The 25149-nt window shown below is 72.1% G+C and carries 21 protein-coding genes; 11 read left to right on the top strand and 10 right to left on the bottom strand.

Going from position 1 to position 25149, the window contains the following annotated elements:
- The first annotated feature begins 8 nt into the window (after positions 1-8).
- The 4 genes from mmsA (at position 9) to ACGFZN_RS23545 (ending at position 5731) form a co-directional block, all read left to right on the top strand.
- A complete protein-coding gene (mmsA, locus tag ACGFZN_RS23560) occupies positions 9-1559 on the top strand; it encodes a multiple monosaccharide ABC transporter ATP-binding protein (protein WP_393860430.1) in 1551 nt (516 codons plus the stop codon).
- Positions 1556-2800, top strand: coding sequence for a multiple monosaccharide ABC transporter permease (mmsB, locus tag ACGFZN_RS23555; protein WP_393860429.1), 1245 nt, complete (start codon positions 1556-1558; stop codon positions 2798-2800). Before mmsA ends, mmsB begins: the two co-directional genes overlap by 4 nt.
- A 57-nt stretch (positions 2801-2857) precedes the next feature.
- A complete protein-coding gene (locus ACGFZN_RS23550; protein ID WP_393860428.1) occupies positions 2858-4021 on the top strand; it encodes an aldose epimerase family protein in 1164 nt (387 codons plus the stop codon).
- 102 nt (positions 4022-4123) lie between these two features.
- Complete coding sequence (locus ACGFZN_RS23545) at positions 4124-5731, top strand: aminotransferase class I/II-fold pyridoxal phosphate-dependent enzyme (RefSeq protein ID WP_393860427.1); 1608 nt, start codon at positions 4124-4126, stop codon at positions 5729-5731.
- A 9-nt stretch (positions 5732-5740) separates the two neighbouring features.
- On the opposite strand, the gene ACGFZN_RS23540 is transcribed toward ACGFZN_RS23545, so the two are convergent.
- A complete protein-coding gene (locus tag ACGFZN_RS23540; protein WP_393860426.1) occupies positions 5741-6394 on the bottom strand; it encodes a DUF4360 domain-containing protein in 654 nt (217 codons plus the stop codon).
- A 348-nt stretch (positions 6395-6742) separates the two neighbouring features.
- On the opposite strand from ACGFZN_RS23540, the gene ACGFZN_RS23535 reads away from it, so the two are divergent.
- On the top strand, positions 6743-9697 hold the full coding sequence (locus ACGFZN_RS23535; protein ID WP_393860425.1) for a beta-galactosidase: 2955 nt from the start codon (positions 6743-6745) through the stop codon (positions 9695-9697).
- Here the strand turns inward: ACGFZN_RS23535 and ACGFZN_RS23530 are convergent, their stop codons facing one another.
- Genes ACGFZN_RS23530 through ACGFZN_RS23510 form a run of 5 tightly spaced genes read right to left on the bottom strand, consistent with a single transcriptional unit; the run spans position 9698 to position 15339 of the window.
- The gene (locus ACGFZN_RS23530; RefSeq protein WP_393860424.1) at positions 9698-11218 is read right to left on the bottom strand and encodes an alpha-N-arabinofuranosidase; all 1521 of its coding nucleotides are present in this window, start codon (positions 11216-11218) and stop codon (positions 9698-9700) included. It lies immediately after the preceding gene.
- Positions 11219-11232: 14 nt separating this feature from the next.
- The gene (locus tag ACGFZN_RS23525) at positions 11233-12201 is read right to left on the bottom strand and encodes an arabinan endo-1,5-alpha-L-arabinosidase (protein WP_393860423.1); all 969 of its coding nucleotides are present in this window, start codon (positions 12199-12201) and stop codon (positions 11233-11235) included.
- Positions 12198-13058 carry a carbohydrate ABC transporter permease gene (locus ACGFZN_RS23520; RefSeq protein WP_393860422.1) on the bottom strand — a complete coding sequence of 287 codons (861 nt, stop codon included), beginning with the start codon at positions 13056-13058 and terminating at the stop codon, positions 12198-12200. The genes ACGFZN_RS23525 and ACGFZN_RS23520 overlap by 4 nt, the downstream gene beginning before the upstream one ends.
- Entirely contained in the window at positions 13055-13993 is a 939-nt protein-coding gene (locus ACGFZN_RS23515; RefSeq protein ID WP_393860421.1) for a carbohydrate ABC transporter permease, read from the bottom strand. The genes ACGFZN_RS23520 and ACGFZN_RS23515 overlap by 4 nt, the downstream gene beginning before the upstream one ends.
- On the bottom strand, positions 13990-15339 hold the full coding sequence (locus ACGFZN_RS23510) for an extracellular solute-binding protein (RefSeq protein ID WP_393860420.1): 1350 nt from the start codon (positions 15337-15339) through the stop codon (positions 13990-13992). Before ACGFZN_RS23510 ends, ACGFZN_RS23515 begins: the two co-directional genes overlap by 4 nt.
- Before the next feature lie 232 nt (positions 15340-15571).
- Here ACGFZN_RS23510 and ACGFZN_RS23505 point away from each other — a divergent pair, with 232 nt between their 5' ends.
- The 3 genes from ACGFZN_RS23505 to ACGFZN_RS23495 are packed head-to-tail and all read left to right on the top strand — an operon-like array spanning position 15572 to position 18877.
- Positions 15572-16258: a toxin-antitoxin system, toxin component family protein gene (locus ACGFZN_RS23505; protein WP_393860419.1), complete on the top strand. Its 687-nt coding sequence runs from the start codon at positions 15572-15574 to the stop codon at positions 16256-16258.
- Positions 16258-17481, top strand: coding sequence for an MAB_1171c family putative transporter (locus tag ACGFZN_RS23500; RefSeq protein WP_393860418.1), 1224 nt, complete (start codon positions 16258-16260; stop codon positions 17479-17481). The genes ACGFZN_RS23505 and ACGFZN_RS23500 overlap by 1 nt, the downstream gene beginning before the upstream one ends.
- Entirely contained in the window at positions 17474-18877 is a 1404-nt protein-coding gene (locus tag ACGFZN_RS23495) for an FAD-dependent oxidoreductase (RefSeq protein WP_393860417.1), read from the top strand. The genes ACGFZN_RS23500 and ACGFZN_RS23495 overlap by 8 nt, the downstream gene beginning before the upstream one ends.
- 17 nt (positions 18878-18894) lie before the next feature.
- On the opposite strand, the gene ACGFZN_RS23490 is transcribed toward ACGFZN_RS23495, so the two are convergent.
- Positions 18895-19743 (bottom strand): SMP-30/gluconolactonase/LRE family protein, encoded by an 849-nt coding sequence (locus tag ACGFZN_RS23490; protein ID WP_393860416.1) that lies wholly within the window; start codon positions 19741-19743, stop codon positions 18895-18897.
- Positions 19740-20513 (bottom strand): IclR family transcriptional regulator, encoded by a 774-nt coding sequence (locus ACGFZN_RS23485; protein ID WP_393860415.1) that lies wholly within the window; start codon positions 20511-20513, stop codon positions 19740-19742. The genes ACGFZN_RS23490 and ACGFZN_RS23485 overlap by 4 nt, the downstream gene beginning before the upstream one ends.
- A gap of 154 nt (positions 20514-20667) precedes the next feature.
- On the opposite strand from ACGFZN_RS23485, the gene ACGFZN_RS23480 reads away from it, so the two are divergent.
- On the top strand, positions 20668-21225 hold the full coding sequence (locus ACGFZN_RS23480; RefSeq protein ID WP_393860414.1) for a hypothetical protein: 558 nt from the start codon (positions 20668-20670) through the stop codon (positions 21223-21225).
- 10 nt (positions 21226-21235) lie between these two features.
- Here the strand turns inward: ACGFZN_RS23480 and ACGFZN_RS23475 are convergent, their stop codons facing one another.
- Positions 21236-22066 (bottom strand): oxidoreductase, encoded by an 831-nt coding sequence (locus tag ACGFZN_RS23475; RefSeq protein WP_393860413.1) that lies wholly within the window; start codon positions 22064-22066, stop codon positions 21236-21238.
- Positions 22067-22160: 94 nt separating this feature from the next.
- On the opposite strand from ACGFZN_RS23475, the gene ACGFZN_RS23470 reads away from it, so the two are divergent.
- Positions 22161-23060: a LysR family transcriptional regulator gene (locus tag ACGFZN_RS23470; protein ID WP_393860412.1), complete on the top strand. Its 900-nt coding sequence runs from the start codon at positions 22161-22163 to the stop codon at positions 23058-23060.
- Between the two features lie 29 nt (positions 23061-23089).
- Here ACGFZN_RS23470 and ACGFZN_RS23465 read toward each other — a convergent pair whose 3' ends face one another.
- Positions 23090-23965: a RimK family alpha-L-glutamate ligase gene (locus ACGFZN_RS23465; protein ID WP_393860411.1), complete on the bottom strand. Its 876-nt coding sequence runs from the start codon at positions 23963-23965 to the stop codon at positions 23090-23092.
- 135 nt (positions 23966-24100) lie between these two features.
- On the opposite strand from ACGFZN_RS23465, the gene ACGFZN_RS23460 reads away from it, so the two are divergent.
- Positions 24101-25105 carry a MerR family transcriptional regulator gene (locus ACGFZN_RS23460; RefSeq protein WP_393860527.1) on the top strand — a complete coding sequence of 335 codons (1005 nt, stop codon included), beginning with the start codon at positions 24101-24103 and terminating at the stop codon, positions 25103-25105.
- The last annotated feature ends 44 nt before the right edge of the window (positions 25106-25149 follow it).

Here is a 25149-nt window from a genome sequence, read left to right as displayed (position 1 = left end):
GCACGACCATGGCGGGACCCGTCCTGGAAATGCGCTCGATCGTCAAGACCTTTCCCGGTGTCAAGGCGCTGTCGGACGTCACCCTGACCGTCCGGCAGGGCGAGGTCCACGCCATCTGCGGGGAGAACGGCGCCGGCAAGTCGACCCTGATGAAGGTCCTCTCCGGCGTCCATCCCCACGGCACCTACGAGGGCGAGATCCTCTTCGAGGGGGAGGTCTGCCGCTTCAAGGACATCCGGGCGAGCGAGCAGCGCGGCATCGTCATCATCCACCAGGAGCTGGCGCTGGTGCCGTACCTCTCCATCGCGGAGAACATCTTCCTCGGCAACGAGCACGCCACGCGCGGGCTCATCAACTGGCGCGAGACCCTGCGTCACGCCACCGAACTGCTGCGCCGCGTCGGCCTCGACGAGCACCCGGAGACCCGCGTCGCCGACATCGGCGTGGGCAAGCAGCAGCTCGTGGAGATCGCCAAGGCGCTGTCGAAGGAGGTGAAGCTGCTCATCCTCGACGAGCCGACGGCGGCCCTGAACGACGAGGACAGCGGCAAACTCCTCGACCTGATCCTGGAGCTGAAGAACCAGGGCATCACCTCGATCATCATCTCCCACAAGCTGAACGAGATCCGCAGGGTCGCCGACTCGGTGACGATCATCCGCGACGGACGGTCCATCGAGACGCTCGACGTGAAGGCGCCGGAGACGACCGAGGACCGGATCATCAGCGGCATGGTCGGCCGCGACCTGGACCACCGCTTCCCCGAGCGCACCCCGCACCACCCGGAGGAGGGCGCGGCGCCCGCGCTGGAGATCCGCAACTGGACCGTGCTGCACCCGATCGACCAGCAGCGCAGGGTCGTGGACGACGTGTCGATCAGCGTCCGCCGGGGCGAGATCGTCGGCATCGCGGGCCTGATGGGCGCCGGCCGCACCGAACTCGCGATGAGCGTCTTCGGCCGCACCTACGGCCGCTACGCGGGCGGCACGGTCCTCAAGGACGGCAAGGAGATCCGCACGAAGACCGTCGCGGAGGCGGTGGAGCACGGCATCGCGTACGTCACCGAGGACCGCAAGCACTACGGGCTCAACCTCATCGACACCATCAACCGGAACATCTCGCTGACCGCGCTGAGGAAGGTGGCCCGGCGGGGTGTGGTGGACGAGCAGGCGGAGCGGCAGGTCTCCGAGGGCTTCCGCAAGTCGATGAACATCAAGGCGCCGACGGTGTTCGAGCCGGTGGGCAAGCTGTCCGGCGGCAACCAGCAGAAGGTCGTCCTCAGCAAGTGGATCTTCGCCGGTCCCGACGTGCTGATCCTGGACGAGCCCACGCGCGGCATCGACGTGGGCGCCAAGTACGAGATCTACACGGTCATCGACCAGCTCGCCGCCCAGGGCAAGGCGGTCGTCTTCATCTCCTCCGAACTGCCCGAACTGCTCGGCATGTGCGACCGCATCTACACGATGGCCGCCGGGCGGCTGACCGGTGAGGTGCCGCGGGCCGAGGCCACGCAGGAAGTGCTGATGCGCCAGATGACGAAGGACAAAGAGGTAACGCGATGAGCACGGACGTCACCGACAAGAGCCCGGCCGCCGCGCCGCCGGGCAGGTCCGGCCCGGGCGCCGGCGAGGGGCTGCTGCAGCTCATACTGGGCGGCCTGCGCCGCAACATGCGCCAGTACGGCATGCTGATCGCGCTCGGCCTGATCGTCGTCCTCTTCCAGGTCTGGACCGGCGGCGACCTGCTGCTGCCGCGCAACGTCTCCAACCTGGTGCTGCAGAACAGCTACATCCTGATCCTCGCGATCGGCATGATGCTGGTGATCATCGCCGGGCACATCGACCTGTCGGTCGGCTCGATCACGGCGTTCGTGGGCGCGTTCGCGGCCGTGCTGACGGTGCAGCACCATGTGGCCTGGCCCGTCGCCCTGGTGCTGTGCCTGCTGGTGGGCGCGGCGGCGGGCGCCGTACAGGGCTTCCTGATCGCCTACTTCGGCATACCGTCGTTCATCGTCACCCTCGCCGGGATGCTGCTCTTCCGCGGCCTGACGGAGATCTTCCTCTCGGGCCAGACCCTCGGCCCGTTCCCGGACGGCCTGCAGAAGATCGGCAACGGCTTCCTGCCGGAGGTCGGCCCGAACACCAACTACCACAACCTCACCCTGCTCCTCGGCATCGTCCTGGTCGCGGCCGTGGTGTGGCAGGAGGTGCGCGACCGGCGCCGCCAGCAGGAGTTCTCCCTCGACGTGGTGCCGAGGAACCTCTTCCTGCTCAAGCTCGTCGCGCTGGTCGCCGCGATCCTCGTCCTGACCCTGCTGCTGGCCAGCTACGACGGCGCGCCGATCGTGCTGATCATCCTCGGCGTGCTGGTGGGCGGCTACGGCTACGTGATGCGCAACTCGGTCTTCGGCCGGCACATCTACGCCATCGGCGGCAACCTGCCGGCGGCCAAGCTGTCCGGCGTCAAGGACAAGCGCATCACCTTCCAGGTGTTCCTGAACATGGGCGTGCTCGCGGCCCTGGCGGGTCTGGTGGTCGCCGCCCGTCTGAACGCGGCCTCGCCGAAGGCGGGCGACGGCTTCGAACTGGAGGCGATCGCTTCCTCGTTCATCGGCGGCGCCTCCATGAGCGGCGGTGTCGGCACCGTCCTCGGCGCCATCATCGGCGGTCTCGTCCTCGGCGTGCTGAACAACGGCATGAACCTCCTCAGCGTCGGCACCGACTGGCAGCAGGTCATCAAGGGCCTGGCCCTGCTGGCCGCGGTCGGGTTCGACGTGTGGAACAAGCGCAAGTCCGGTTCGTAGGTCAGATCGGGCCCCGCCGCCTCACGGCGGGGCCCCTCCTCTTTCGGGAGCAACTGCATGGAACTGAACAGACGCACGGTCATCGCAGGCGCCGCGGCGGCCGGAATAGCCGCCACCACCCTCGGCTCGGGCAGCGCCCAGGCCGCCGCCGGTTCGCCGGGCGGCCGCAAGCCGGTCAAGGAGCTGTTCGGCACGCTCGCCGACGGCACCAAGGTCCACCGCTGGTCGCTGGAGAACGGCGGCACCCGGCTGAAGGTCCTCTCCTACGGCGGCATCGTCCAGTCCCTGGAGATCCCCGACCGGCACGGCCGGTACGCCAACGTCTCCCTCGGCTACGACGACCTCGACTCGTACGTGAAGGGCACGACGTACTTCGGCGCCACCATCGGCCGCTACGGCAACCGCATCGCCAAGGGCCAGTTCACCCTGGACGGCACGAAGTACCAGCTGTCCGTCAACGACGGGGTCAACAGCCTGCACGGCGGCGCCAAGGGCTTCAACACCAAGGTCTGGGACATCGAGCCCTTCGTCTCCGGCTCCGACGTCGGCCTGCACCTGTACTACACGAGCGTCGACGGCGAGATGGGCTACCCCGGCACGCTGAAGACCAAGGTCACCTTCACCCTCACCCGGCACGGCGACTGGCGGATCGACTACGAGGCGACCACCGACAAGCCGACGATCGTCAACCTCACCAACCACACCTACTACAACCTCGCGGGCGAGGGCAGCGGCGGCATCTACGACCACGAACTCTGGCTGGCAGCGAGCCGGTACACCCCCACCGACTCGGGCCTGATCCCCACCGGGGAGCTGGCACGGGTCAAGGGGACCCCGTTCGACTTCACGCACGCCAAGCCGATCGGCCGGGACATCCGCGTCGGCCACCCGCAGCTGGTCACCGCCAAGGGCTACGACCACAACTTCGTGCTGGACAAGGGCGTGACCGCGGGGCCCGAGCACGTGGTGACCCTGCGCGACCCCGGCTCCGGCCGCACCCTGAAGATCTACACCGACCAGCCCGGTGTGCAGTTCTACTCGGGCAACTTCCTCGACGGCACCCTCGTCGGCCAGTCCGGCCACACCTACCGGCAGGGCGACGGCCTGGCCCTGGAGACCCAGCACTTCCCGGACTCGCCGAACGAGCCGTCGTTCCCGTCCACGGTGCTCAGGCCCGGCCAGACCTACCGCACGACCACCATCCACCGGTTCGGCGTCTGAAACGCCGCCCGTGTCACCAGAGTTGAACGGTGACACATCCGTCTCCGTACTGAAGGGCGGCCCGTGCTCCCCCGCACGGGCCGCCCCGAAACGGAGGTCCCTTTGGCCGGCAACGTCACCTCGTTGTTCCGCGGCACCGCCGCGCACAGCCCCTCGATGGCGTCGCTGACGCGCGAGGGCGGCGACGGAACCGGCCCGGTGGACTTCTGCATCCCGTGCAACCCGTACTTCCCGACGCCGGCCATGTACGAGGAGCTGGCGGCGCGGCTCCGCGAGATCGTCACGTACTACCCGAGCGACGCCGGCACCATCGCCGGCGAGCTGTGCAGCATGCTCCGGCTGCCGCCGAGCTGCGTGGCGATGGGCAACGGCTCGACGGAGCTCATCACCTGGATCGACCACCTCCTGGTCCGCGAGTCGCTGGCGGTGCCGGTCCCCACCTTCGGGCGCTGGACCGACCAGCCGATGGAGACCGGCAAGCGGGTCGACATGTTCCCCCTGCAGGAGGCGAGCGGCTTCGCCCTGGACCTGGCGCAGTACGCCGCGTTCATCCACAAGCGCGGGACCCGGGCGGCGGTGATCTGCAACCCCAACAACCCGGACGGCGGGTATCTGCGCAAGCAGCAGGTGGTCCAGTTCCTGGACGCCATGGCCGACCTGGACCTGGTGGTGGTGGACGAGTCCTTCCTGGAGTTCGCCGACGCGGAGGCCGAGCCGAGCGTCGTCCAGGAGGCCCTGCTCCGCCCGAACGTCATCGTCCTGCGCAGCCTCGGCAAGAACCTCGGCCTGCACGGCATCCGCTTCGGCTACCTGGTCGCGAACCCGGCGCTGGCGGGCAGGATCCGCTCGATGCTCCCCAAGTGGAACCTCAACTCCTTCGCCGAGCACCTGGTGTTCATGCTGAAGGAGCACGGCGCCGAGTACGCGCAGAGCCTCACGCAGATCCGCCGCGACCGCCTGGAGATGGCCAGCCACCTGTCCGCGCTGCCCGGCCTGACGGTGTACCCCTCGCAGGGGAACTTCCTGTTCGTCCGCCTGCCCGTCGGCGCCGAGGGCACGGTGGTCCGGGACCGGATGCTCACCGAGCACCGGATCCTGGTCCGCGAGTGCGGCAACAAGATCGGTTCCTCCAGCCGCTTCCTGAGACTCGTGGTGCGCCCCCAGGTCGACGTGCGTCGCCTGGTGTCCGGCCTGGAGCAGGTGCTCTACGGGTCCAGGAGGGGAGCCGCCGTACCCGAGCTGGGCACCGGGACCAGCTACAGCTCGGGTACGGCGGCGGTGGACCGCCTGGTCAGCGAGACCAACGGCTCCGGGGTACGGGGCCTGGCCGCGCAGGCCCAGTCGATGCCGCCCGCCGCCCCGGCCGCCCCGTCCCCGGCGGCTCCCGCTCCGGCGGCCGGCACCGGTATGCCGCTCCCGGCCGCCGTACCGCCCGCGCCGGCCCGGCAGCCGATGCCGGTGCCCGTGCCCGCGCCGGCCCCGCAGCCGATGCCGGTTCCGGCCCCGCAGCCGATGGCGCCCGCGGCCGTGGTGGCGCGCACCCCGCCCGGCGTCCCGGCGCGCGGCGGCCTCACGGCGGCCCAGGTGCGCGGCATGACGGCACCCGCGCCCGAGACGCGCCCGACGCCGGCACCGGCGGCCGGCTTGACCCCGGCCCCGGCGACGGGCTGGCCCGACGCGCAGAGCTGGCCGAACGCGGCGGGGGCCTAGACGCGCCCACTACGCGCTCGGGCACTCCTTCCATGCCAGGTGGTAGACCGTGCTGATGTCCCCGTCCGTCGAGTCCATCGTCATGAAGCTGACCTTGTCGGCGGACGTGGTGCCCGCGCTGACCCTCAGCTCGGTGTTGATGTTGAAGTTGCGCTGCACCCCGCAGGGCGCCCAGACGAGCTGGGCCCAGTCCGTGGTGTCGGTGGCCTGCCAGTCGTCGTTGTAGGCGCCGGAGAAGGGGTGGGTCCTGGGGACGGTCTGCGAGGAGCCCTGGAAGTAGTACGAGGCCCTCTGCGTGGCGCTCGCGCCGGGCTGGAGCGAGAGGAAGCCGCGGTAGTCGGCCTCGGCGATCGCGTAGGTGAAGCCCTGGGGGACGTGGACGATCAGGTTGAGCTGGCAGTTCTTGCGGAAGGCCGTCGGGTCGGAGCCGCCGCCGGCCTGGGCGAGGTAGTCGCTGTAGGTCACCGTGAAAGCGGTGTTGTCCGGCGAGACGGCGACCGCCGCGGTGCCCGCGGGGCAGCCGGAGCCGTTCACCGTCGCCACGTCGATGACGATCCTGTCCGGGGGCGGGTTGTCGAACACGCCCGAGGAGGGCGCGTGCGCGGGCAGCGCGGTGGTGAGCAGCGCCGCGACGGCGCCGCCCAGGAACAGTCCACCAGCCATGGTTTCTCCCGAGGTCGGATGTGGGGGGCCTGTGTGGAACCTGTGAAGCGGTGAAGCGCTCCGCATCGTAGGAAGGCCCGCTCACGTCCGGGAGGGCGGACTCCGGCCATTCACAACCGGCCGTTCACACCGCCCGTCCACCCGGCGTCCGGATCCGGCGGACGCCGGCGCGCACCGCGGCGATTTCCTCCGCCTTCACCGGGCCGTTACCCTGCCGTACGGCCGGCTCCCGTACCGCCCGTACCGCGTGATCCACCCGGGCCGAGATCCTCACGGTCCGGTGCGGGGCGTCCCCGCGTGGAGAATGGCCGCACCCGCGCCCCGTAAGATCGCCCGGGAGGATCCACCTTGGCGCTCAGCAGACGTACTTTCAGTGCCCTGGCCGGCTCGGCCGCGCTCGGGCTCGCCCTGGGCGGCAGCGGCGGCCCCGGGGCGCCCTCGGCGTACGCGGCGCGCAGTGTGCCCACCGGCCCGGCGCCCGCCCCGCCGAGCGCCGACGGCCGGCCGCACACCATCGGCTACGACCGCTACTCGCTGCTGGTGGACGGCAGACGGCTGGTCGTGTGGTCCGGCGAGATGCATCCCTTCCGGCTGCCGAGCCCGTCCCTGTGGCGGGACGTGCTGCAGAAGATGCGGGCGCACGGGTTCAACGCGGTCAGCATCTACGTGGCGTGGAACTACCACTCCTCCGCGCCGGGGACGTACGACTTCACCGGCGTCCGCGACCTGGACCTGTTCCTGCGGACGGCGGCCGAGACCGGCCTGTACGTCATCCTGCGGCCCGGCCCGTACATCAACGCCGAGGTGGACGGCGGCGGCTTCCCCGGCTGGCTGACGGCGGCGAAGGGCACCGCCCGCACCGACGACCCCGACTATCTGGCACACGTCGACGAGTGGCTGACCCAGGTGAACCGGATCGCCCGCCGGCACCAGTTCACCCAGGGCACCGGCACGGTCCTGCTGTACCAGATCGAGAACGAGTACGACGCGCACCCCGGTGACGCCACCGGCCGGGCGTACATGGCGCACCTCTACAAGAAGGTGCGGGCGGACGGCATCGACGTCCCGCTGTTCCACAACGACAAGGGCCGGAACGGGTACTGGACGCCCGGCTCCTTCGACACCGGCGGTGAGAAGGGCGGCTGGCTGTACGGCTTCGACGGGTATCCGTCGCCGTCGCAGACCCCGCCCGACTGGGGCACGTTCGGGCCCGGCGGGGCGAAGGGCGGGGCCAGCGCCTCGCCCACGACGCCCGGGTTCGTGCCCGAGTTCGGCGGCGGCTGGTTCGACCCGTGGGGCGGGGCCTGGTTCGACGGCAAGGGGTACGCGGAGGCGCGGCGCACCCGGGACGCGGCCTACGAGCGGCGCTTCTACCTCACCAACCTCGCCAACGGGCTCACCCTGCACAACGTGTACATGACCTTCGGCGGGACCTCCTGGGGCTGGCTGCCCGCGCCGGTCGTCTACACGTCGTACGACTACGGCGCCGCCATCGACGAGGCCCGCAACGTCACCGACAAGATCGCGCCGATGCACCAGCTGGGCCATCTGCTGCAGCGGGTGCCCGACTTCGCCAAGCTGGACCGGGCGGCGGACGTGCACGCCGAGGGCCTGAAGGTCTACCACCTGGCCAACCCGGACACCGGCGCGCACGTCTACGTCGCCCGCAACGACGGCGCGGACGCGGTCACCGCCGATCTGCCCACCGACGCCGGCCGGGTGCGGATCACCGTGCCCGGCAGGGACGCCCGGCTGCTGACCACCGGACTGAAGCTGGGCGGGCGGACCCTGAAGTACGCCACCGCCGAGCCGGTGATGTGCGTGACGGCGGGGCGGCAGGCCATCGCCGTGTTCTCGGGACGGCACGGCGACATGGCCGAGCTGGTGCTGAAGTGCCCGGTCGGGCCGAACGTCATGCGGCTGGACCCGGAGGCCGCGTGGGTCCTGGACGACGACTCCCTGCATGTGAACGTGCCGCTCGGGCAGGGCGGCCTGACCCGGGTGCTGGTGCAGAAGGGCGAGACCGACACCCCGCTGCTGCTGCTCTTCGCCGACGACGCCACCGCCGTACGCCTCTTCCCGTACGACACCCCGTCCGGGACCCTGCTGGTGTACGGCCCTGCGCTGCTGCGCCACGCCGAGGTGCGCGGCAACGAGGTCCACTTGACGGGTGACGTCACCGAGACGACGAGCATCGAGGTGTGGGGGCCGCGCGGGACCGACACCCTGGTGTGGAACGGCCGCACGCTGCCCACCCGGGTCACCCTGTCCGGCAGCCTGATGACCACCGGCCTGCTCCCGGCCGTGCCCGAGGTGCGGCTGCCCGAGCTGGGCGGCTGGCGGATGCGCACGGAGAACCCGGAGGCCGGGCCCGGCTTCGACGACTCGCGCTGGACGGTCGCGGACCGGACCACGACGTTCAGCACCACGCCGGTCCCGGACGGTCAGCCGGTCCTCTTCGCCGACGACTACGGCTTCCACTACGGAGACGTCTGGTACCGCGGCTCCTTCACGGACGCCACCGGTCTGGAGGAGGTCTCGCTCGCCTACAGCACCGGCACGCAGGGCCTGCTGATGGCCTGGCTGGACGGCGAGCCGCTCGGCACCCACCGGATGCCGGTGCCGGACAAGACGACCACGGTCCGCAAGGGCACGTGGGCGGACACGGCGGCCTTCCCGGTCCGTGCCGCGCTGCGCACGCCGGGCCGGCACGTGCTGTCGGTGCTGGTGCGGCGCATGCAGCACGACGAGGACGGCAAGGCGCTGGACACGCACAAGGCGGCGCGGGGTCTGACGGCCGCGTCCTTCAAGGGCGGCTCGCCGAAGGTGAGCTGGCGGATCCAGGGCGCGGCGGCCCCGGATCCGGTGCGCGGCCCGATGAACAACGGCGGCCTGTACGGCGAGCGGGAGGGCTGGCACCTGCCGGGCTTCGCGGACCACGACTGGGAGCAGGCGAGCTTCCCGCGGGCGGCCCGGTACCAGGGCGTGACCTGGTACCGGACCACCTTCCGCCTGTCGGTCCCGGCCGACATCGACGCCTCGATCGGCCTGACCCTCCAGGACGACCCGTACCGCGCCTACCGGGCGCAGATCTTCCTCAACGGCTGGAACCTGGGCCAGTACATCAACGAGGTGGGCCCGCAGCACACCTTCGTGCTGCCGAACGGCATCCTGCGCACCCGGGGCGCCAACACCCTCGCACTGGCGGTCCTGTCGGAGTTCACCACGCTGTCGGGCCCCGGGTCGGTGCGGCTGACGCTGCTCGGCAGGGCGACGGGCGGGCTGCCGGTCACCCCGGTGTGATCACGCCAGCCTGATCACGTTCCAGGACAGCGGTTCCAGTACGGCGGTGAGGATGCCGTCCGCCACGGCGGCGCCCTCGACCCGGTGCGGGACGACCCGCTCGGGGTCGTCCAGGGTGTTGCGGGCGTCGGGGTCGGCGTCCGCGAGCGCGCTGTGCTCGGTGACGGTGGTCAGCTCCAGCCCGTTGAGGGCGACCTCGAGCGGCAGGGCGTCGGTGCGGCTGCGGTTGACCGCGAACACGGTGACGGTGCCGTCGGCGGCGCGGACGGCCGTGGCGTGCAGCAGGTCGGTCTCGCCGTACTTCTTCGTCTCGTACGTCGGCGAGTCCACACGCACGTCGAGGACCTCGCCCCGGCCGTACTTCGAGGCCTGCGCGAACGGGAAGAAGGTGGTCTGCCGCCAGGCCGGGCCGCCCGGTTCGGTCATGATCGGGGCGATCACGTTGACCAGCTGGGCGAGGCAGGCGACGGTGACGCGGTCGGCGTGCCGGAGCAGGGCGATCAGCAGCGAGCCGAAGACGACGGCGTCGGTGACGCTGTAGTTGTCCTCCAGCAGCCGGGGCGCCTCGGGCCAGTCCGTCTGCTCGAAGGTTTGGGCCTGCTCCTGCCACTTGGAGAGGTACCAGACGTTCCACTCGTCGAAGGAGAGGTTGATCTTCTTCTTCGACTTCAGCCTCGCGCCGACGTGGTCGGCCGTGGCGACCACGTTCTCGATGAAGGACTCCATGTCGACGGCCGAGGCGAGGAAGGAGTCCACATCGCCGCCGGCGGGCTCGTAGTAGGCGTGCAGGGAGATGTAGTCGACCAGGTCGTACGTCTCCTGCAGGACGGTGGCCTCCCACTCGGCGAAGGTGGGCATGGCCTGGCCGGAGGAGCCGCAGGCGACCAGTTCGACGGCGGGGTCGGCCTGGCGCATGGCCCGGGCGGTCTCGGCGGCGAGCCGGCCGTACTCGGCGGCCGTCTTGTGCCCGGTCTGCCAGGGGCCGTCCATCTCGTTGCCGAGGCACCACAGCCGGATCCCGAAGGGTTCCTTGTCGCCGTGGGCCGCGCGCAGGTCGGACAGGGCGGTGCCGGAGGGGTGGTTGGCGTACTCCTGGAGTTCGAGGGCCTCGGCGACGCCGCGGGTGCCGAGGTTCACGGCCATCATGGGTTCGGCCTGGGGGCCGAGCTTCCTCAGGAACGCGATGTACTCGGACAGACCGAAGCGGTTGGTCTCGGTGGAGTGCCAGGCGAGGTCGAGGCGGCGGGGGCGGTTCTCGACGGGGCCGACCGAGTCCTCCCACTTGTATCCGGAGACGAAGTTGCCGCCCGGGTAGCGGATGGCGGTGACGCCGAGTTCCCGGACCAGCTCCAGGACGTCGGTCCGCAGTCCGGCTTCGTCGGCCGAGGGGTGGCCGGGCTCGTGGATGCCCGTGTAGACGCAGCGGCCGAGGTGTTCGACGAAGGAGCCGAAGAGGCGGGGGTCGACCGCACCGACGGTGAAGGCGGGGTCGAGGGTGAAGCGGGCGGTGCTCTTGCTCATGGGATCCTCTCGGGTCACTTCACAACAGGCCAGTCGGAACGCCAGGCGAGCCGGTTCAGGCCCAGCTTGGGCGTGCCGTCGTCGTTCGCGTCGTAGTAGTGGTAGGCCAGCCAGGTCGTGCCGTCGGCGCGGAACGCGGATTCTCCGCCGGGCCCGATGTAGCGGCCGTGGCTCGCCAGGACGAGATCGCCGCCGCCCTCCAGCATCGGTTTGCCGGTGCTGTCGGTGTAGGGGCCGGTCACCGAGGCCGAGCGGCCGACGCGGATCTTGTAGGTGGAGTTCACTCCCTGGCAGCAGGCGTCGTACGAGGCGAACAGGTAGTAGTAGCGGCCGTGGTGGACGATCGACGCGCCCTCGACCGCGTACGGGGCGTCGGGGCGGGTCGCCAGGTGGCGGACCTCGGCGCCGGGGATCGCCTTGCCGGTCGCGGGGTCGAGTTCGACCATGCGGATGCCGGTCCAGTAGGAGCCGAACGCCATCCACAGCCTGCCGTCGGCGCGGACGACCGCGGGATCGATGGCGTTCCAGGTGTCCGTCGTCTCCGAGCTGAAAGCCTTGCCGTGGTCGGTCCAGGTGCCGGGCAGGCCGGAGGGGGAGGTGGCCACGCCGATCGCGGAGTGGTTGGTGCCCCAGCTCGACACGGCGTAGTACAGCCAGTACCGGCCCGCCCGGTACGAGATGTCCGGGGCCCAGGGGTCACCGGTGTCGTTGTACTCGTACCACCAACTCGGCGGGGCGGCGAAGGCGTTGCCGGCGTCGTCCCACTGGCGCAGGTCCTTCGACGTGCGGGCTCCGATGATCCCGCCGGTCGAGTAGGCGACGTAGCCGCCGGACTTCAGGTGGATGACCGTGGGGTCGTGGATGATCTGCTGGCCGTTGATCGGCAGGGGGTCGGGGTAACTCGCCGCCGCCTGCGCCGTGTTGGGGAGGACGGCCAGGAGAACCGCCGCCGCGGCGGCCGTCACCGCTCTGCGCACACTCACTGTCCCGCCAATCCCGTGTGGGCGACGCCCGCCACGATCTGCCGTTGGAAGAAGACGAAGACGACGATCAGCGGCAGGCCCGCCATCAGGCCGCCGGCCATGAGCTGGGCCCACTGGATGCCGTAGGAGTTCATGACGGTCGCGATGCCGTTCGGCATGGTCATCAGGTCGGGGTTGTTGGTGACCATGTAGGGCCACAGGAAGTTGTTCCAGGACGCGATGAAGGTGAAGATGCCGACCGCGGCGAGGGAGGGGCGGGACAGCGGCAGGACGATCGTGAAGAACACCCGCCAGCGGCCCGCGCCGTCGATGAAGGCGGCCTCCTCCAGTTCGCGCGGGACGCCCTGGAAGAACTTGTAGAGGATGTAGACCATCGCGGCGGGCGCGCACTGCGGCAGGATCATGCCCCAGTAGGTGTCGACCATGCCCATCTGCTGGACCGTGGTGAACAGCGGCACGCCGAGGACCGCCGGGGAGACCATCAGGCCCGCCATGACGACGCCCATGAGGACGCTCTTGCCGCGGAACTCGGTGCGCGCGAAGCCGTATCCGGCGAGCGCGCTGACCAGCAGCACGATGGTGGTCACGCAGACGGAGACGACCAGGGAGTTCACGAACCAGTTCGTGATGTTGCCGGTGTCGAACAGGGCCTTCCAGGCCTGCCCGGTCCAGTGCCTCGGCAGCCAGTGCGGCGGGATCTCGGCGGCCTCGGCCTCGGACTTCAGCGAGGTGAACAGGGCCGCGGCGATCGGCGCCACGAACACGGCGGAGACGGCGACGCCGATCAGCGTGAGGACGATCTGGCTCGGCGTCCAGGGCCTGCGGGACCGCTTGCGGATCTGTACGGCGGTGGTCATCGGCCGCCCTCCTCACGGTTGCGCAGCAGCCACATCCGCGCCAGGGCGACGACTGCGATGATCACGAAGAAGATGATGGACATCGCGGAGGCGTAACCCACGCGGTAGCTGGTGAAGCCCTGTTCGAGGGTGTACTGCACGAACGGCCGGGTGCTGTTCTCCGGGCCGGTGCCGAAGTCGAACATCACCACGGCCTGGTCGAAGAGCTGGAGCGAGGCGAGGACCTGGAGCGCGATCACCAGGCCGGTGATGTGGCGCAGCATCGGCAGGGTGATGTGGACCATGCGGTGCCAGGCGTTGGCGCCGTCCAGCTTGGCGGCCTCGTAGAGGTGGGCGGGGATGCCCTGGAGCGCGGCGAGGTACAGCAGGAAGGAGAAGCCGACCGTCCACCACAGGGTCTCGATGACGATGGCGAGCATCGCGTACGACTTGTCGGTCAGCCAGGGCGTGTCGATGCCGAGGGTCTGGTTGAACAGGCCGATGCCCTGGGTGAACAGCCACTGCCACATGTTGCCCGCGACCGTCGAGGGCAGCAGGAAGGGCGCGAAGAAGCACAGGCGCCACAGCCACTTCCCGCGCTCGATGTGGTGGGCGAGCATCGCGAGGAGGAAGGCGAGGACCGTGATGCACGGCACGACGAGCAGGGTGAAGTAGGCGCTGTGGCCGAGCGCGTCCCACATCATCGGGTCGTGCAGCGCCTCGCGGTAGTTGTCGAGGCCGATGAAGCTCGCGCCCTCGCCGGAGATGTTGGCGTCCGTGAAACTGAGGTAGACGCCGCGCAGCAGCGGCCAGATCACGAAGAGCACGAACAGCAGCAGGAACGGGGCGACGAACCAGCCGCCGTGCTGGAAGCCCTGCTTGCGGCGGACGGTCGCGGTGGCCGCGGCGGTGCGTACGCGCGCGGGGGCGACGATGTTCTCGGCACTGGTCGTCATGCGGCCGCACCTCCCTGCGCGGCGGTCTTGCCGTCCATCGGGTTCTTACCGGCGAGGAGCTTGACGAGCTGGTTCTTCATCTTCCGCGCGACCGAGGCGGGCTTCGCCGAGCCCATGGTCGAGGAGACGACCATCGGACCGAGGTCCTGGGCGAGGATGCCGGTGGAGCCCGCGAACCACACCTTCGGCTCGGTGGCCTGGTGGTCCATGGCGGAGACGTACTCGTTCTGCGGCTGGAGCTTCTTGTACGCGGCCGTGGACAGGGTCGGCGTGTAGGCGGGGATGTGTCCGCCGGCCGCCCACTGGAGGGCGTGCCGGACGACGTAGGCGGCCAGTTGGTGCGCGGCCTCGTTGGTGGCGCCGCCGCGGCCCGCCTGGTGCGGCAGGACGAAGGAGTGCGACTCGGCGTGGGTGGCCTGCCTGCCGAAGACGGGCGGCAGCGGGGTCGCGCCGTAGTCGAGCTTGGCGGCGGAGAAGACCGGCACCGACCAGTTGCCCTCCCAGGTGAAGGGGGCGCCGTTGATGAACTGCTCGCCGGTGGGCGCGCCCGGGATGACATAGCCGTCGGTGACGTGCTGCCGGAAGAACTCCAGGACCTGGGTGGCCTTGCCGGTGTCGAAGAGGACCTCGGTACGGGCGTCGTTGAACCACTGGCCGCCGAGCTGGGTGTAGAAGGCGACGAAGAACCACCACTGGAAGTTCTGGTCGTTGGTCCACAGGCCGATGGTCTGCAGGCCCTTCTTCTGGGCGGCCTTGGCCTTCTTCAGGACGTCGAACCACTCGGTGGTGGAGGTCACCGGGATCATCCGGCCGTCGTCGCCGAGCAGGCCGGCCTTCTTCAGCACGTCCCTGCGGTAGAAGCAGAGCTGTACGTGGATGTCGAGCGGCAGCGCGTACAACTTGCCGTCGATGACGCCGCGTTGCCACAGCCTGGGGTTGTAGTCCGCCTCCCGCACGCCGTACTTGGCGAGCAGGCCGACGTCCCAGGGGTCCAGCAGGCGGCCCGGCGAGAAGCCCGCGACCCGGCCCATGTGCATCACGCCGAGGTCGGGGGCGCGGTTTCCGGCGGCCGCCATGGCGAGCTTGGTGTAGTAGGGGCTGCCCCACTGGAGGGTGGCGTCCTTCACCGCGATGCCGGGGTGGCTCGCACGGAAGGCGTCCAGCATCGCGATCATGTTGGAGCCGTCGCCGCCGCTGAAGAGGTTCCAGTAGCGCACGCGGGTGCGCGCGGTGGAGGCGAGCGCATCGGCTCCGGTGCCGAGTGCGGCGAAGCCGAAGGCGCCGGCCACCGCCAGCCCTCCCGCGGCGCCCAGGAGTTGCCTGCGATTCAGGCCAGGTTGTCCCATACCTTGCCCCCACCGTCCCGAGGATCGTGGATCAGAAAGCAGACGTTCGATATATCGAATGACGCTCGTAACTTCGAACGGGACCGTAGATTCGAAGCACTTGCCGCGTCAATGGGTCGGACACAAGCTCATAGGCGGGTTTTCAAGGGGCGGCCGTCCGGCGCACCTCGCCGCGATGTCATGACGGGGACACGCCCAGCCGCGTACGCTCGGACCGGCGGAAGGGGGACCGATGGGCATCGCGGGCGCGCGGGAGCGCACGGCACGCCTGGCCGCACGGCTGCGGCGTTCCCGGCCCGGCTCGGCGATGCGCGCGCTGGCCGCCGGCCTCGCCGCCGCCGTCGAGGCCCGGCCGGAACCGCCCGGCGGGGTACGGGAGTTGTGCCGTGCGCTGTGCGAGGAGATGAGCGCCCTGCGCGGCGGGCGGCCGGTGCGGCTGCGTTTCGAGCGCTTCCCGGACGAGATCGAGGTCACCGGGCTGTGGCTGGAGTTCGCCGACTTCGACCTGGTGATCGTCGAGGAGCGGGCCGAGGCCGTGCAGCAACTGGTGATCCTCGGCCATGAGCTGTGGCATCTGCACACCGGGCGCCGGCATCCCGGCGTCGCCGGCGACGCGGCCGCCCGCGCGCTCGCCGACGCGCCCGGCTGGCGGGACACGCCCCTCACGGTGGCCGCGCGCCACGGCTCCCGGGAGGCCGACGAGGCCGAGGCGGACGACTTCGGGCACCGCCTGGCGGCCCGGTTCCGGCGCCGGCTCGCCGGCGCCGGCTCCGACGGCCCTCCCGGCCCGGCGCCGCGGTCCCTCGGCCCGGTGCAGCGGACCCTCGGCTACCGGGGACGTGTCGAGGCGACGGGTGAGCCGAAGGGGCGCGCCCCCGAGGCGGACCGGGCGCCGAAAAGGAGAGGTGCCGCGCGGTGATGCTCGCGTTCGATCCGCCGGAGCCGCTCGGCGAGATCTCCGTGTCCTTCTGGATCCCGACGGCCGTCCTGGCCGTCGCCCTGGTCATCAAGCTGCCCGGCATCCTCCGGATGTGGCGGGACCCCCTGCTGCGCGCCGTCGGCGGGCTGCTGCTGTTCGCGTGCGCGGTGTTCGTCTTCGCCGCCCCCCGGACCGTCGCCTGGACCAACCGGGTCACCGGGGTGCCGAACATCTCGGCGCCCTGGGTGTACTCGCTGCTCACCGCGCTGTGCGCGTCCTGGCTGCTGCTGATCACCGCCTGGCGCAACGGCCGCTCCGACGCGGCCCGCACCCGCCGGACGACCCGCTGGGTGGTGTCGGTCTACGCGGGCGTGGTCGTCGCCCTGTGGGTGCTGTTCGCCCTCGCCGACGTGCCCGTGGAGCGGCTGCGGGACCTGGACACCTACTACGCCACCACGCCGTTCATGCGCGAGGAGATCCTGCTCTACCTCGTCGCCCACACCGTGGCCTGCTCGATCACGGCCCGGCTGATCTGGAACTGGAAACGCACCGACGGCCTGGACGCCTGGCTGCGCTGGGGACTGCGGCTGCTGGGCGTCGGCTACGCCACGAACCTGTGCTTCGACGCGGCCAAGCTCACCGCCGTCGTCGCCCGCTGGACCGGACACGACCTGGACTGGCTGAGCACCAACGTGGCACCGGCGGGCGCCTGCGTCTCCGCCAGCCTGGTCGCGGCGGGCTTCATCGTCCCGCACGTCGGCCAGTATCTGCACGAGCGCTGGCACGTCCGGCTGCGCCACCGCGCGCTGCGCCCCCTGTACCAGCTGATGCGCACCGTCACCGGCGAGCGCGAGCCGTTCGCCCCGCACGCCCCCGCCGAACTGCGCCTGATCCGCCGCGAGACGTTCATCCGCGACGCCCTGCTGCAACTCTCCCGCCACCTGGACGAGGACCTGCGCACGCGTGCGTACGACGCCGCTCTCGCCCTCGGCTGCGCACCCGGCCGGGCCAGGGCCCTGGCCGCCGCGGTGACGCTGCTGGAGGCCGCGGGCGGCGAGCGGCCGGCCCGCGACCGGGCCGCCGGCTCCCCCTCCGGCCCGGACACCGCCTACCTCCTGCGGGAGATCCAGGCCGTGTCCCAAGCCCTCCGCCACCACGACGAGATCACGGCGGTACGCGCCCGCGCGGCCGCCCCGGCAGAGAGCGTGCCCGCGCATGAGTGAAGCCTCCTTGCCCGCCAGAACGGCCGTCGTGCTGGGGGGATCCCACACCGGCATGCTCGCGGCACGCGCGCTGGCCGACTCCGCCGACCGGGTGGTCGTCGTCGAGCGTGACACGCTGCCCCGGGGCGCCGAGCCCCGCAAGGGGCTGCCGCAGGCCCGGCACGCCCACATGCTGTGGTCGGGCGGCGTGCGGGCCGTGGAGGAGCTGCTGCCGGGCATCACCGAAGCGCTTCAGGCGGCGGGCGGGCGCCGGCACCCCGTCACCACGGGCGTGGTCGCCCTGTCCGCGCAGGGCTGGTTCCGGCGCTGGCCCGAGTCCCACCATGTGATCCTGGCCGGCCGGGACCTGCTGGACGCCACGATCCGCGCACAGGTCCTCGCCGACCCGCGGATCGAACTCCTCGACGGCGCCGAGGCGCTCGGCCTCACCGGCACCGGTGCCGCGGTGACGGGCGTACGCGTCCGGTCCCGGGACGGCGCCGAGCACACCCTGCCGGCCGGCCTGGTGGTCGACGCCACCGGGCGCGGCTCGCGGGCCCCGCGCTGGCTGGCGGAGCTGGGGCTGCCCGCGCCGCGGACCCGCGAGGCCGACCCGGGCCTGGTCTACGCGAGCCGGCTCTTCCTCGCGCCCGAGGGCGCTCGGGAGGACTTCCCGGTGGTCAACCTGCAACTCGATCCCCGGGCCGACGGGCCGGGACGCTCCGGGTTCCTGCTGCCCGTCGAGAACGGCCGCTGGATCGTCACCCTCGCCGGCACGCGCGGCGGCGAACCCTCCGCCGCGAACGAGGAGTTCCTCCCCTTCGCCCGCGACCGGCTGCGCCATCCCCTGCTCGGCGAGCTGCTGGAGCACGCCGAGCCGCTGTCGGACGTGGCGGTCACCCGCGCCACGCTCAACCGCCGGCACTTCTACGAGCGCATGCCGGCCTGGCCCGAGAACTTCGCCGTCCTCGGCGACGCGCTCGCCGTGTTCAACCCCGTCTACGGCCACGGCCTGTCCGCCGCCGCGCAGAGCGCCGTACTGCTCCGCGAGGTGGTCCGGCGGCACGGCTGGGGCCGGCCCGGACTGGCGCGCCGCGTGCAGCGGGCCGTCGCCCGCCCGGTCCGCGCCGCATGGGACCTGGCGCTGGGCCAGGACGTGTTCTACCCCGGCGCGACGGCCTCCGGCCCGACCCTGCGGGACCGGCTCGTCTCGGCCTACGTCGGACGGCTGATGTACACCGCGACGGGCAACGGACGCGTCGCCCGCCGGGTCACCGACGTGACGTCGCTGGAACGGGGCGCCCAGGTCCTGCTGACCCCGAGCGTGCTCGCCGCCGCCGCGGTGGGACCCCTGAAACCCCCGCTGGCAGGGCCGCCGTTGACCGCGGAGGAGCGGAAGGCGGCGGAGCTGCTCTAGCCCGCCGCCCTCCGGGATCAGCCCCTGAACGCCGGCTGGGGCAGGCCCTGGCCCGCGCCCGGGATCACCAGCAAGGACCCCGCCACCGGATGCGGGGCCGGCAGGCCGACGCGCGCGGTCGTGACGTACAGGTCGGTCAGGCCGGCGCCGCCGAACGCGCAGGCCGTCGTGCGCGGCGTGGGCAGGGTGATCACCCGGTCCAGGACGCCGTCCGGCGTGTAGCGCCGCACCGCTCCCCCGTCCCACAGCGCCACCCACACGCATCCGTCCGCGTCGACCGTCAGCCCGTCCGGGAAGCCCGCGCCGTCCTCGATCTCCACCAGCGTGCGGCGGCCGTGGACGCGCTCGCCGTCGTAGTCGAAGACGTCCACCCGGCGGGTCGGGGTGTCGGTGTAGTACATCAGGCGCCCGTCGGGGCTCCACCCGGTGCCGTTGCTGACCGTGACGTCGGAGAGCACCGTCTCCGCCGTGCCGTCGCCGGTGAACCGGGTCAGCGTGCCGCCGCCCGGCGCCTCGTCGTAGCGCATGGTGCCCGCCCACAGCGAGCCGTCGGGCGCGACCGCCGCGTCGTTCGCGCGGCGGCCCTGGACCGGCTCGTGGTGCAGCCAGCGGAAGCCGTCGTCGGGGTCCAGCAGGCCCACGCCGTCCCGCAGGTTGAGCACCAGTCCGCCGCCCGCGCGCGGCTTGACCGCGCCCACGTGCTGCTCGGTGGTGCGCACCGTGCGCCGGCCCGTCGCCGGGTCGTAGGTCTGCACCCGCATGCTCAGGATGTCGAGCCAGATCAGCCGGCCCGTCGCCGCATCCCAGGTGGGGCCCTCGCCCAGCTCCGCCTCGGCCCGTACGGCGACCTCGTACCCGGCGCTCACAGCGCGCTCCGGTGGCCGAGCCGCTCGGACAGCTCCGCCGCGCCTTTCGCCGCGAGCTGCTCCAGCTCGACCCGGCGCTCGTCGCTCCAGCGGATCATGGGGACCGAGATGGACAGCGCCGCGACGACCTGGCCGGTGCGGTCGCGCACGGGCGCGGCCACGCAGCTGACGTCCGGGTTGGACTCGCGGCTCTCCACGGCGATGCCCCGCTGCCGGATCCCGGCCAGGGCCTCGCGCAGCGCGCCGGGTTCGGTGATGCTGTTCGGGGTCATCGCGGTCAGCTCGGCGTCGTCCGGGATGCGGGCGGCGAGTTCCTGCTCCGGCAGCGAGGCGAGCAGCATCTTGCCGACGGAGGTGCAGTGGGCGGGGAGCCGGCGGCCGGCGGCCGAGACCATGCGCACCGCGTGCGTGGAGTCGACCTTGGCGATGTAGATGACGTCGGTGCCCTCGAGGATCGCCACGTGGACGGTCTCGTCGCAGGTCTCGGCGACCGAGCGGGCCACCTGCTGGCCCTCGGCGGCGAGGTCCAGCTGTTCGGCGTAGCGGCTGCCGAGCTGGTACGGGCGCACCCCGAGCCGGTAGCGTCCGGGCTGTCCGGGCACGGGCACGATGTACGACCGCGCGGCGAGCGTGGTGACCAGTTCGTGCACGGTGGTGCGCGGCAGCTGGAGCCTGCGCACGATGTCGGGTGCGGAGAGCGTCCCGTCCCCGTCGAGGAACAGCTCCAGAATGTCGAGAGCCCGGGTCACGGCAGGCACGAGGCGTCCCACGTCCGGCCCCCTCCCTTGGGTCTAAGCGCCGTCCGACATCCCGGGTGTTCGAGATATCAACAGGCGATCGGCATGACGAACACAGGCTAGTCATGCGGCGTTGCGCGGGCAATGGGTGGGAGCGGACACCCGGGGGCCGGGCACCATGGGTGCCATGGACCTCGACTTCCAGCTGGTGCTGCTGCGCCGCATGGCCGACCACAACCCGGAGCTGGTCGAGGACGCCCGGCGGCGGCTCGGGGTGTCGATCGCCGAGATGCGGGAGACCAACAAGCGCTGGCAGGCGATGGTCCGCTCGCCCAGGGCGCGGTCCGCCGCGTCCCGGTACCGCTCGGTCCTCGGCGCGCCCGAGTCCGTCCACCCGCGCCGGCTGGGCGACGCCGACTGCGAGGCCCGGCGCTGGGCCCTGCCCCTCTGGCCCGACCTGCGTTTCGAGGTGCTGGTCGGGCCGGACGGCGCGGTGTGGAACGAGTGGCTGGTGCGCGCCCCCGGCGCCCCGCCGCCCCGGCTGCGGACCCTGGACGACCTGGCCCCCTGGTCGTGCACGGTGGACGAGGCCGCCCGCGCCTTCGCCCCGGCCCGCCCCCTGGAGGGCACCGCGCCGACCCGCTGGGGGCTCGCCTTCACCGCGCCCGACCGCGACGGCGTACGGCACGAGGTGGTCGCGGAGTTCACCTGGGGGCTGCTGCAGCGCACGGGCGTCCTCACTTAGCCCGGCCGGCTCAGTCGTCGAACCCCGTCGCCCGGGTCCGCTTCTCCCAGGCGGCGACGTCCTCGCGGACCTGGTCGAGGTGGCCGAGGACGGCGCTCACCCCGTCGTCGCCGAGCGGCAGCCGCAGCGGGGTGTCCTCGGAGTCCAGCGCGGCCAGGATCAGGGCGGCCGCCTTGGCCGGGTCGCCGGGCTGTCCGCCGTGCCCGCCGGCGACGAAGCCGCGGGTCTCGCCCACCTTGGCGTACGTGCCGGTGTCGGAGCTGACTCCGGCCCGGCCGGCCTCGAACAGCGAGGTCCGGAACGCGCCCGGCTCCACGATCAGCACCTTGACGCCGTACTCCCGCACCTCGTCGGCGAGCGCCTCGGACAGGCCCTCCAGGGCGAACTTCGTGGCGCTGTACGCCCCGAAGCCCGCGAAGGACATCTGGCCGCCCATGCTGCTCATCTGCACGATCGCACCCGAGCGCCGCTCCCGCATGGCCGGCAGCACCGCCCGCACCAGCGCGGCGGGCCCGAAGAGGTGCAGGTCGAACAGGTCCCGCAGCTCCTGGTCGGTGGTCTCCTCGACGGCGCCGACATGGGTCCGGCCCGCGTTGTTGACCAGCACGTCGATCCGCCCGTGCCGGTCCACGACGTCCCGGACCGCCTCCTCGGCCGCGGCCACCTCGGTGACGTCCAGCCGCAGCGCCTCCACCTGGTCGGGATGGGCGGCCACCAGGTCGTCCAGGGCCTCGGGCCGCCGGACCGCGCCGACCACCACGTCACCGGCGGCGACGGCCGCCTCGGCGATCGCCCGCCCGAAACCGCTGCCCGCCCCGGTCACCAGCCACACCTTGTTCATCACAACTCCCCGGACCTCTCGATTCGTTCGACACCGCCCAGGCTGCCGCCGGAGGCCGTTGCCCGTCCAAGACCCGCGGTGATAACCATCGGTTATGACCAAGGACGTCCACGCCCGCGACCTGCGCTACTTCGTCGCGGTCGCCGAGGAACTGCACGTCACGCGCGCCGCCGAGAAGCTGTACGTCTCCCAGCCCGCCCTGAGCAAGCAGATCCGGGCGCTGGAGCGGCAGTTGGGGGCGGAGCTGTTCCGGCGCGGCCGGCACGGGGTGGCCCTGACACCGGCGGGTGAGGCGCTGCTCCCCCACGCGCGGACCGTGCTGGCGGCGTGGGAGGCGGGCGCGGCGGCCGTGGAGGCGGCCAAGGCGGCCCAGCGCAGCACGCTGGTCGTCGGCATGAGCACCAGCCCGGGCCGGGGCGGCCTGCTGCCGGCCGTCCGCTCCCGCTTCACCGCCGCCCACCCCGGGGTCACGGTCCGGCTGCGCCAGATGAGCTGGGACGATCCGACGGCCGGCCTGGCGGACGGCACCGCGGACGTCGCCTTCGTCTGGCTCCCGCTGCCCGACGAGGAGCGCTACGCCTGGACGGTGGTCGCCGAGGAACCCCGGCTGCTCGCCCTGCCCGAGTCCCATCGCCTCGCCGCCCGCTCCGAGATCGACTTCGCGGACCTGCTGGACGAGCCGTTCCTCGCCCTCCCCCAGAGCGCGGGCCGCCTCCGCGACCACTGGCTCGCCCTGGACGCCCGCGCCGGCCGCCCGCCCCGCGTCGGCGCGGAGGTCTCCGGCACGGAGGAGACGTACGAGGCCCTGGTCGCGGGCCTCGGCGTCTGCCTGGTGGCGGAGGGCAACGCGCCCCTGATCACCCTGGGCGGGGTCACCACCCGCCCGGTCCGCGGCATCGACCCCGGCCGCTACGCACTGGCGTGGCGGCGGGAGGACGGGGACCGGCCGCTGGTGCGGGCGTACGCGCAGGCGTGCCGGGAGACGGTCCGATAGGCGACGGCACCCGTGGCAGGCCAGGGGCGTCAGTCCGTCCCGGCCGCGTGCAGGATCGCTTCCACCACCCGCTCCAGCGACTCCGGATGCAGCCACAGGAACAGGTTCGGCTCCACCAGCTCCAGCTCCATCAGCCGGGGCTCGCCGTCCTCGCCGTCCACCAGGTCCACCCGCGCGTACAGCAGCCCGGAACCGCCCGGGACCGCGCCCAGCGCCTTGTCGGCGACCGCCAGTTCGGCGGCCGTCGGCTCCCACCGCTCCAGGTCCGGGTGCGCCACCTTCTCCGCGTCGTACGGCGTCCCCGGCGCCAGCACCGCGCCCTTGCGGCTGGCGTGCAGCAGCCGCCCGCCGAAGAACTGCAGGGCCCGCTCCCCGCTGACGTCGATGCCGCGCAGGTACGGCTGGACCATCGCCGTGAAGCCCTCGGCGTGCATCCGGGCGAGGTGCCGTACCGCCGTCTCGTGCCGGTCGGGGGTGTAGCGGGCGGCGAAGCGGGCGCCCGCGCCCGACGTCGGCTTGACGACGTACTCGTGGTCGGCGGGCAGGTCGGCCGGCTCGCCCGGGGCTATGTAGCGCGTGGGCACGGTGGGCACGCCGGCCGCCGCCAGCTCGCCGAGGTAGCGCTTGTCGGTGTTCCAGCGCACCACCGGGGCCGGGTTGGCGAGCCGGGTCAGCGCGCCGGCCCGGTCCACCCAGGCGGCGAACTCGGCGGCGCGCCAGCTGTAGTCCCAGGTGGAGCGGATGACCACGAGGTCGTACGCGCCCCAGTCGGCGTCCGGGTCGTCCCAGTACCGGGCCTCCGCCTCGGCCCCGGCGTCGCCGAGCGCCCGCACCAGCTCCGGCAGATCGGTGTCCTTGCCGGGCTCGGCGCCGGGGTCGTAGGTGGCGAGGGCGATGCGGGGCACGGCGGACTCCCTGTCGTACGTCGGTTCGATCGGCACCGAGGCTAACAAGCGGAGGGAACCGGAACAGCGCGGTTGACCTTCACCTTCGGTGAAGCCCCAGCATCGGTGGCGGACGACGAGGAGCGCGAGGTGCGCATGGAGCTGCTGACGATCGGCGCCTTCGCCAGGGCGAGCCGGCTCTCGCCGAAGGCGCTGCGGCTGTACGACGAGCTGGGGTTGCTGCGGCCCGCACGGGTCGACCCGGACACCGGCTACCGGTACTACGCCGTCGAGCAGCTCGGCCGGGCCCGGCTCGTGGCCTGGCTGCGGCGCCTCGGCATGCCGCTGGCCCGGATCCGCGCGGTGTGCGCCCTGGACGCGGCCGGCGCCGCGCGGGAGATACGGGCGTACTGGGCGCGCGTCGAGGCGGAGACGGCCGCCCGGCGGGATCTCGCCGCGTTCCTCGTCGACCAGCTGACCGACCAGTCGAGAAGGGACCACGCCATCATGCTGGAACTGCGTCATCGCGCCGACTCCGACCGGGGGCTCGTGCGCCCCGCCAACCAGGACACCGTGTACGCGGGCCGCAGGCTGCTCGCCGTGGCCGACGGCTTCGGCCCGGCGGGGGCGCCCGCGAGCAGTGCCGCGGTGCGGGCGCTGCGGTACCTGGACGAGGCGGAGGAACTGCCCGCGGACGGTGTGCTGACCGCGCTGGAGGACGCGGTGCGCGCCGCGGGCGCGGCGGTGTGCGAGGCGGCCGGGGGCACGGGCGAGGCCGGCACCACGCTGACCGCGCTGCTGTGGACGGGCGCGAAGCTGGCACTCGCGCACGTCGGGGACTGCCGGGCCTATCTGCTGCGGGACGGGGAGCTGTCCCGGATCACCCGGGACCACCGGGTGCGGCCGGAGTCGCTGCTGCTGCTCAAGGCACTGGCGGGCGGGGCGGATCCGGTGCCGGACGTGCGGTTGCAGGAGGTCCGCGAGGGCGACCGGTACCTGCTGTGCTCCGACGGGCTGACCGAGGCGGTGGCCGAGGAACGGATCAAGGAGCTGCTCGCTGCCGATGACGCGGTCCGGACGCTGATCGACGAGGCCAACGCGGCCGGCGGACCCGACAACGTCAGCTGCGTCGTGGCGGACATCGTGGCGGCGACCGCCTGAGACAGGCCAGGATGCGGTGGCATGGCCCCGACCGGCACGGACGC

This window comes from Streptomyces sp. NPDC048192 (genome assembly GCF_043202415.1).
Classification (GTDB): domain Bacteria; phylum Actinomycetota; class Actinomycetes; order Streptomycetales; family Streptomycetaceae; genus Streptomyces.
Note: the sequence above shows the minus strand (reverse complement) of the source record. Positions and strands in the feature narration are given on the sequence as shown.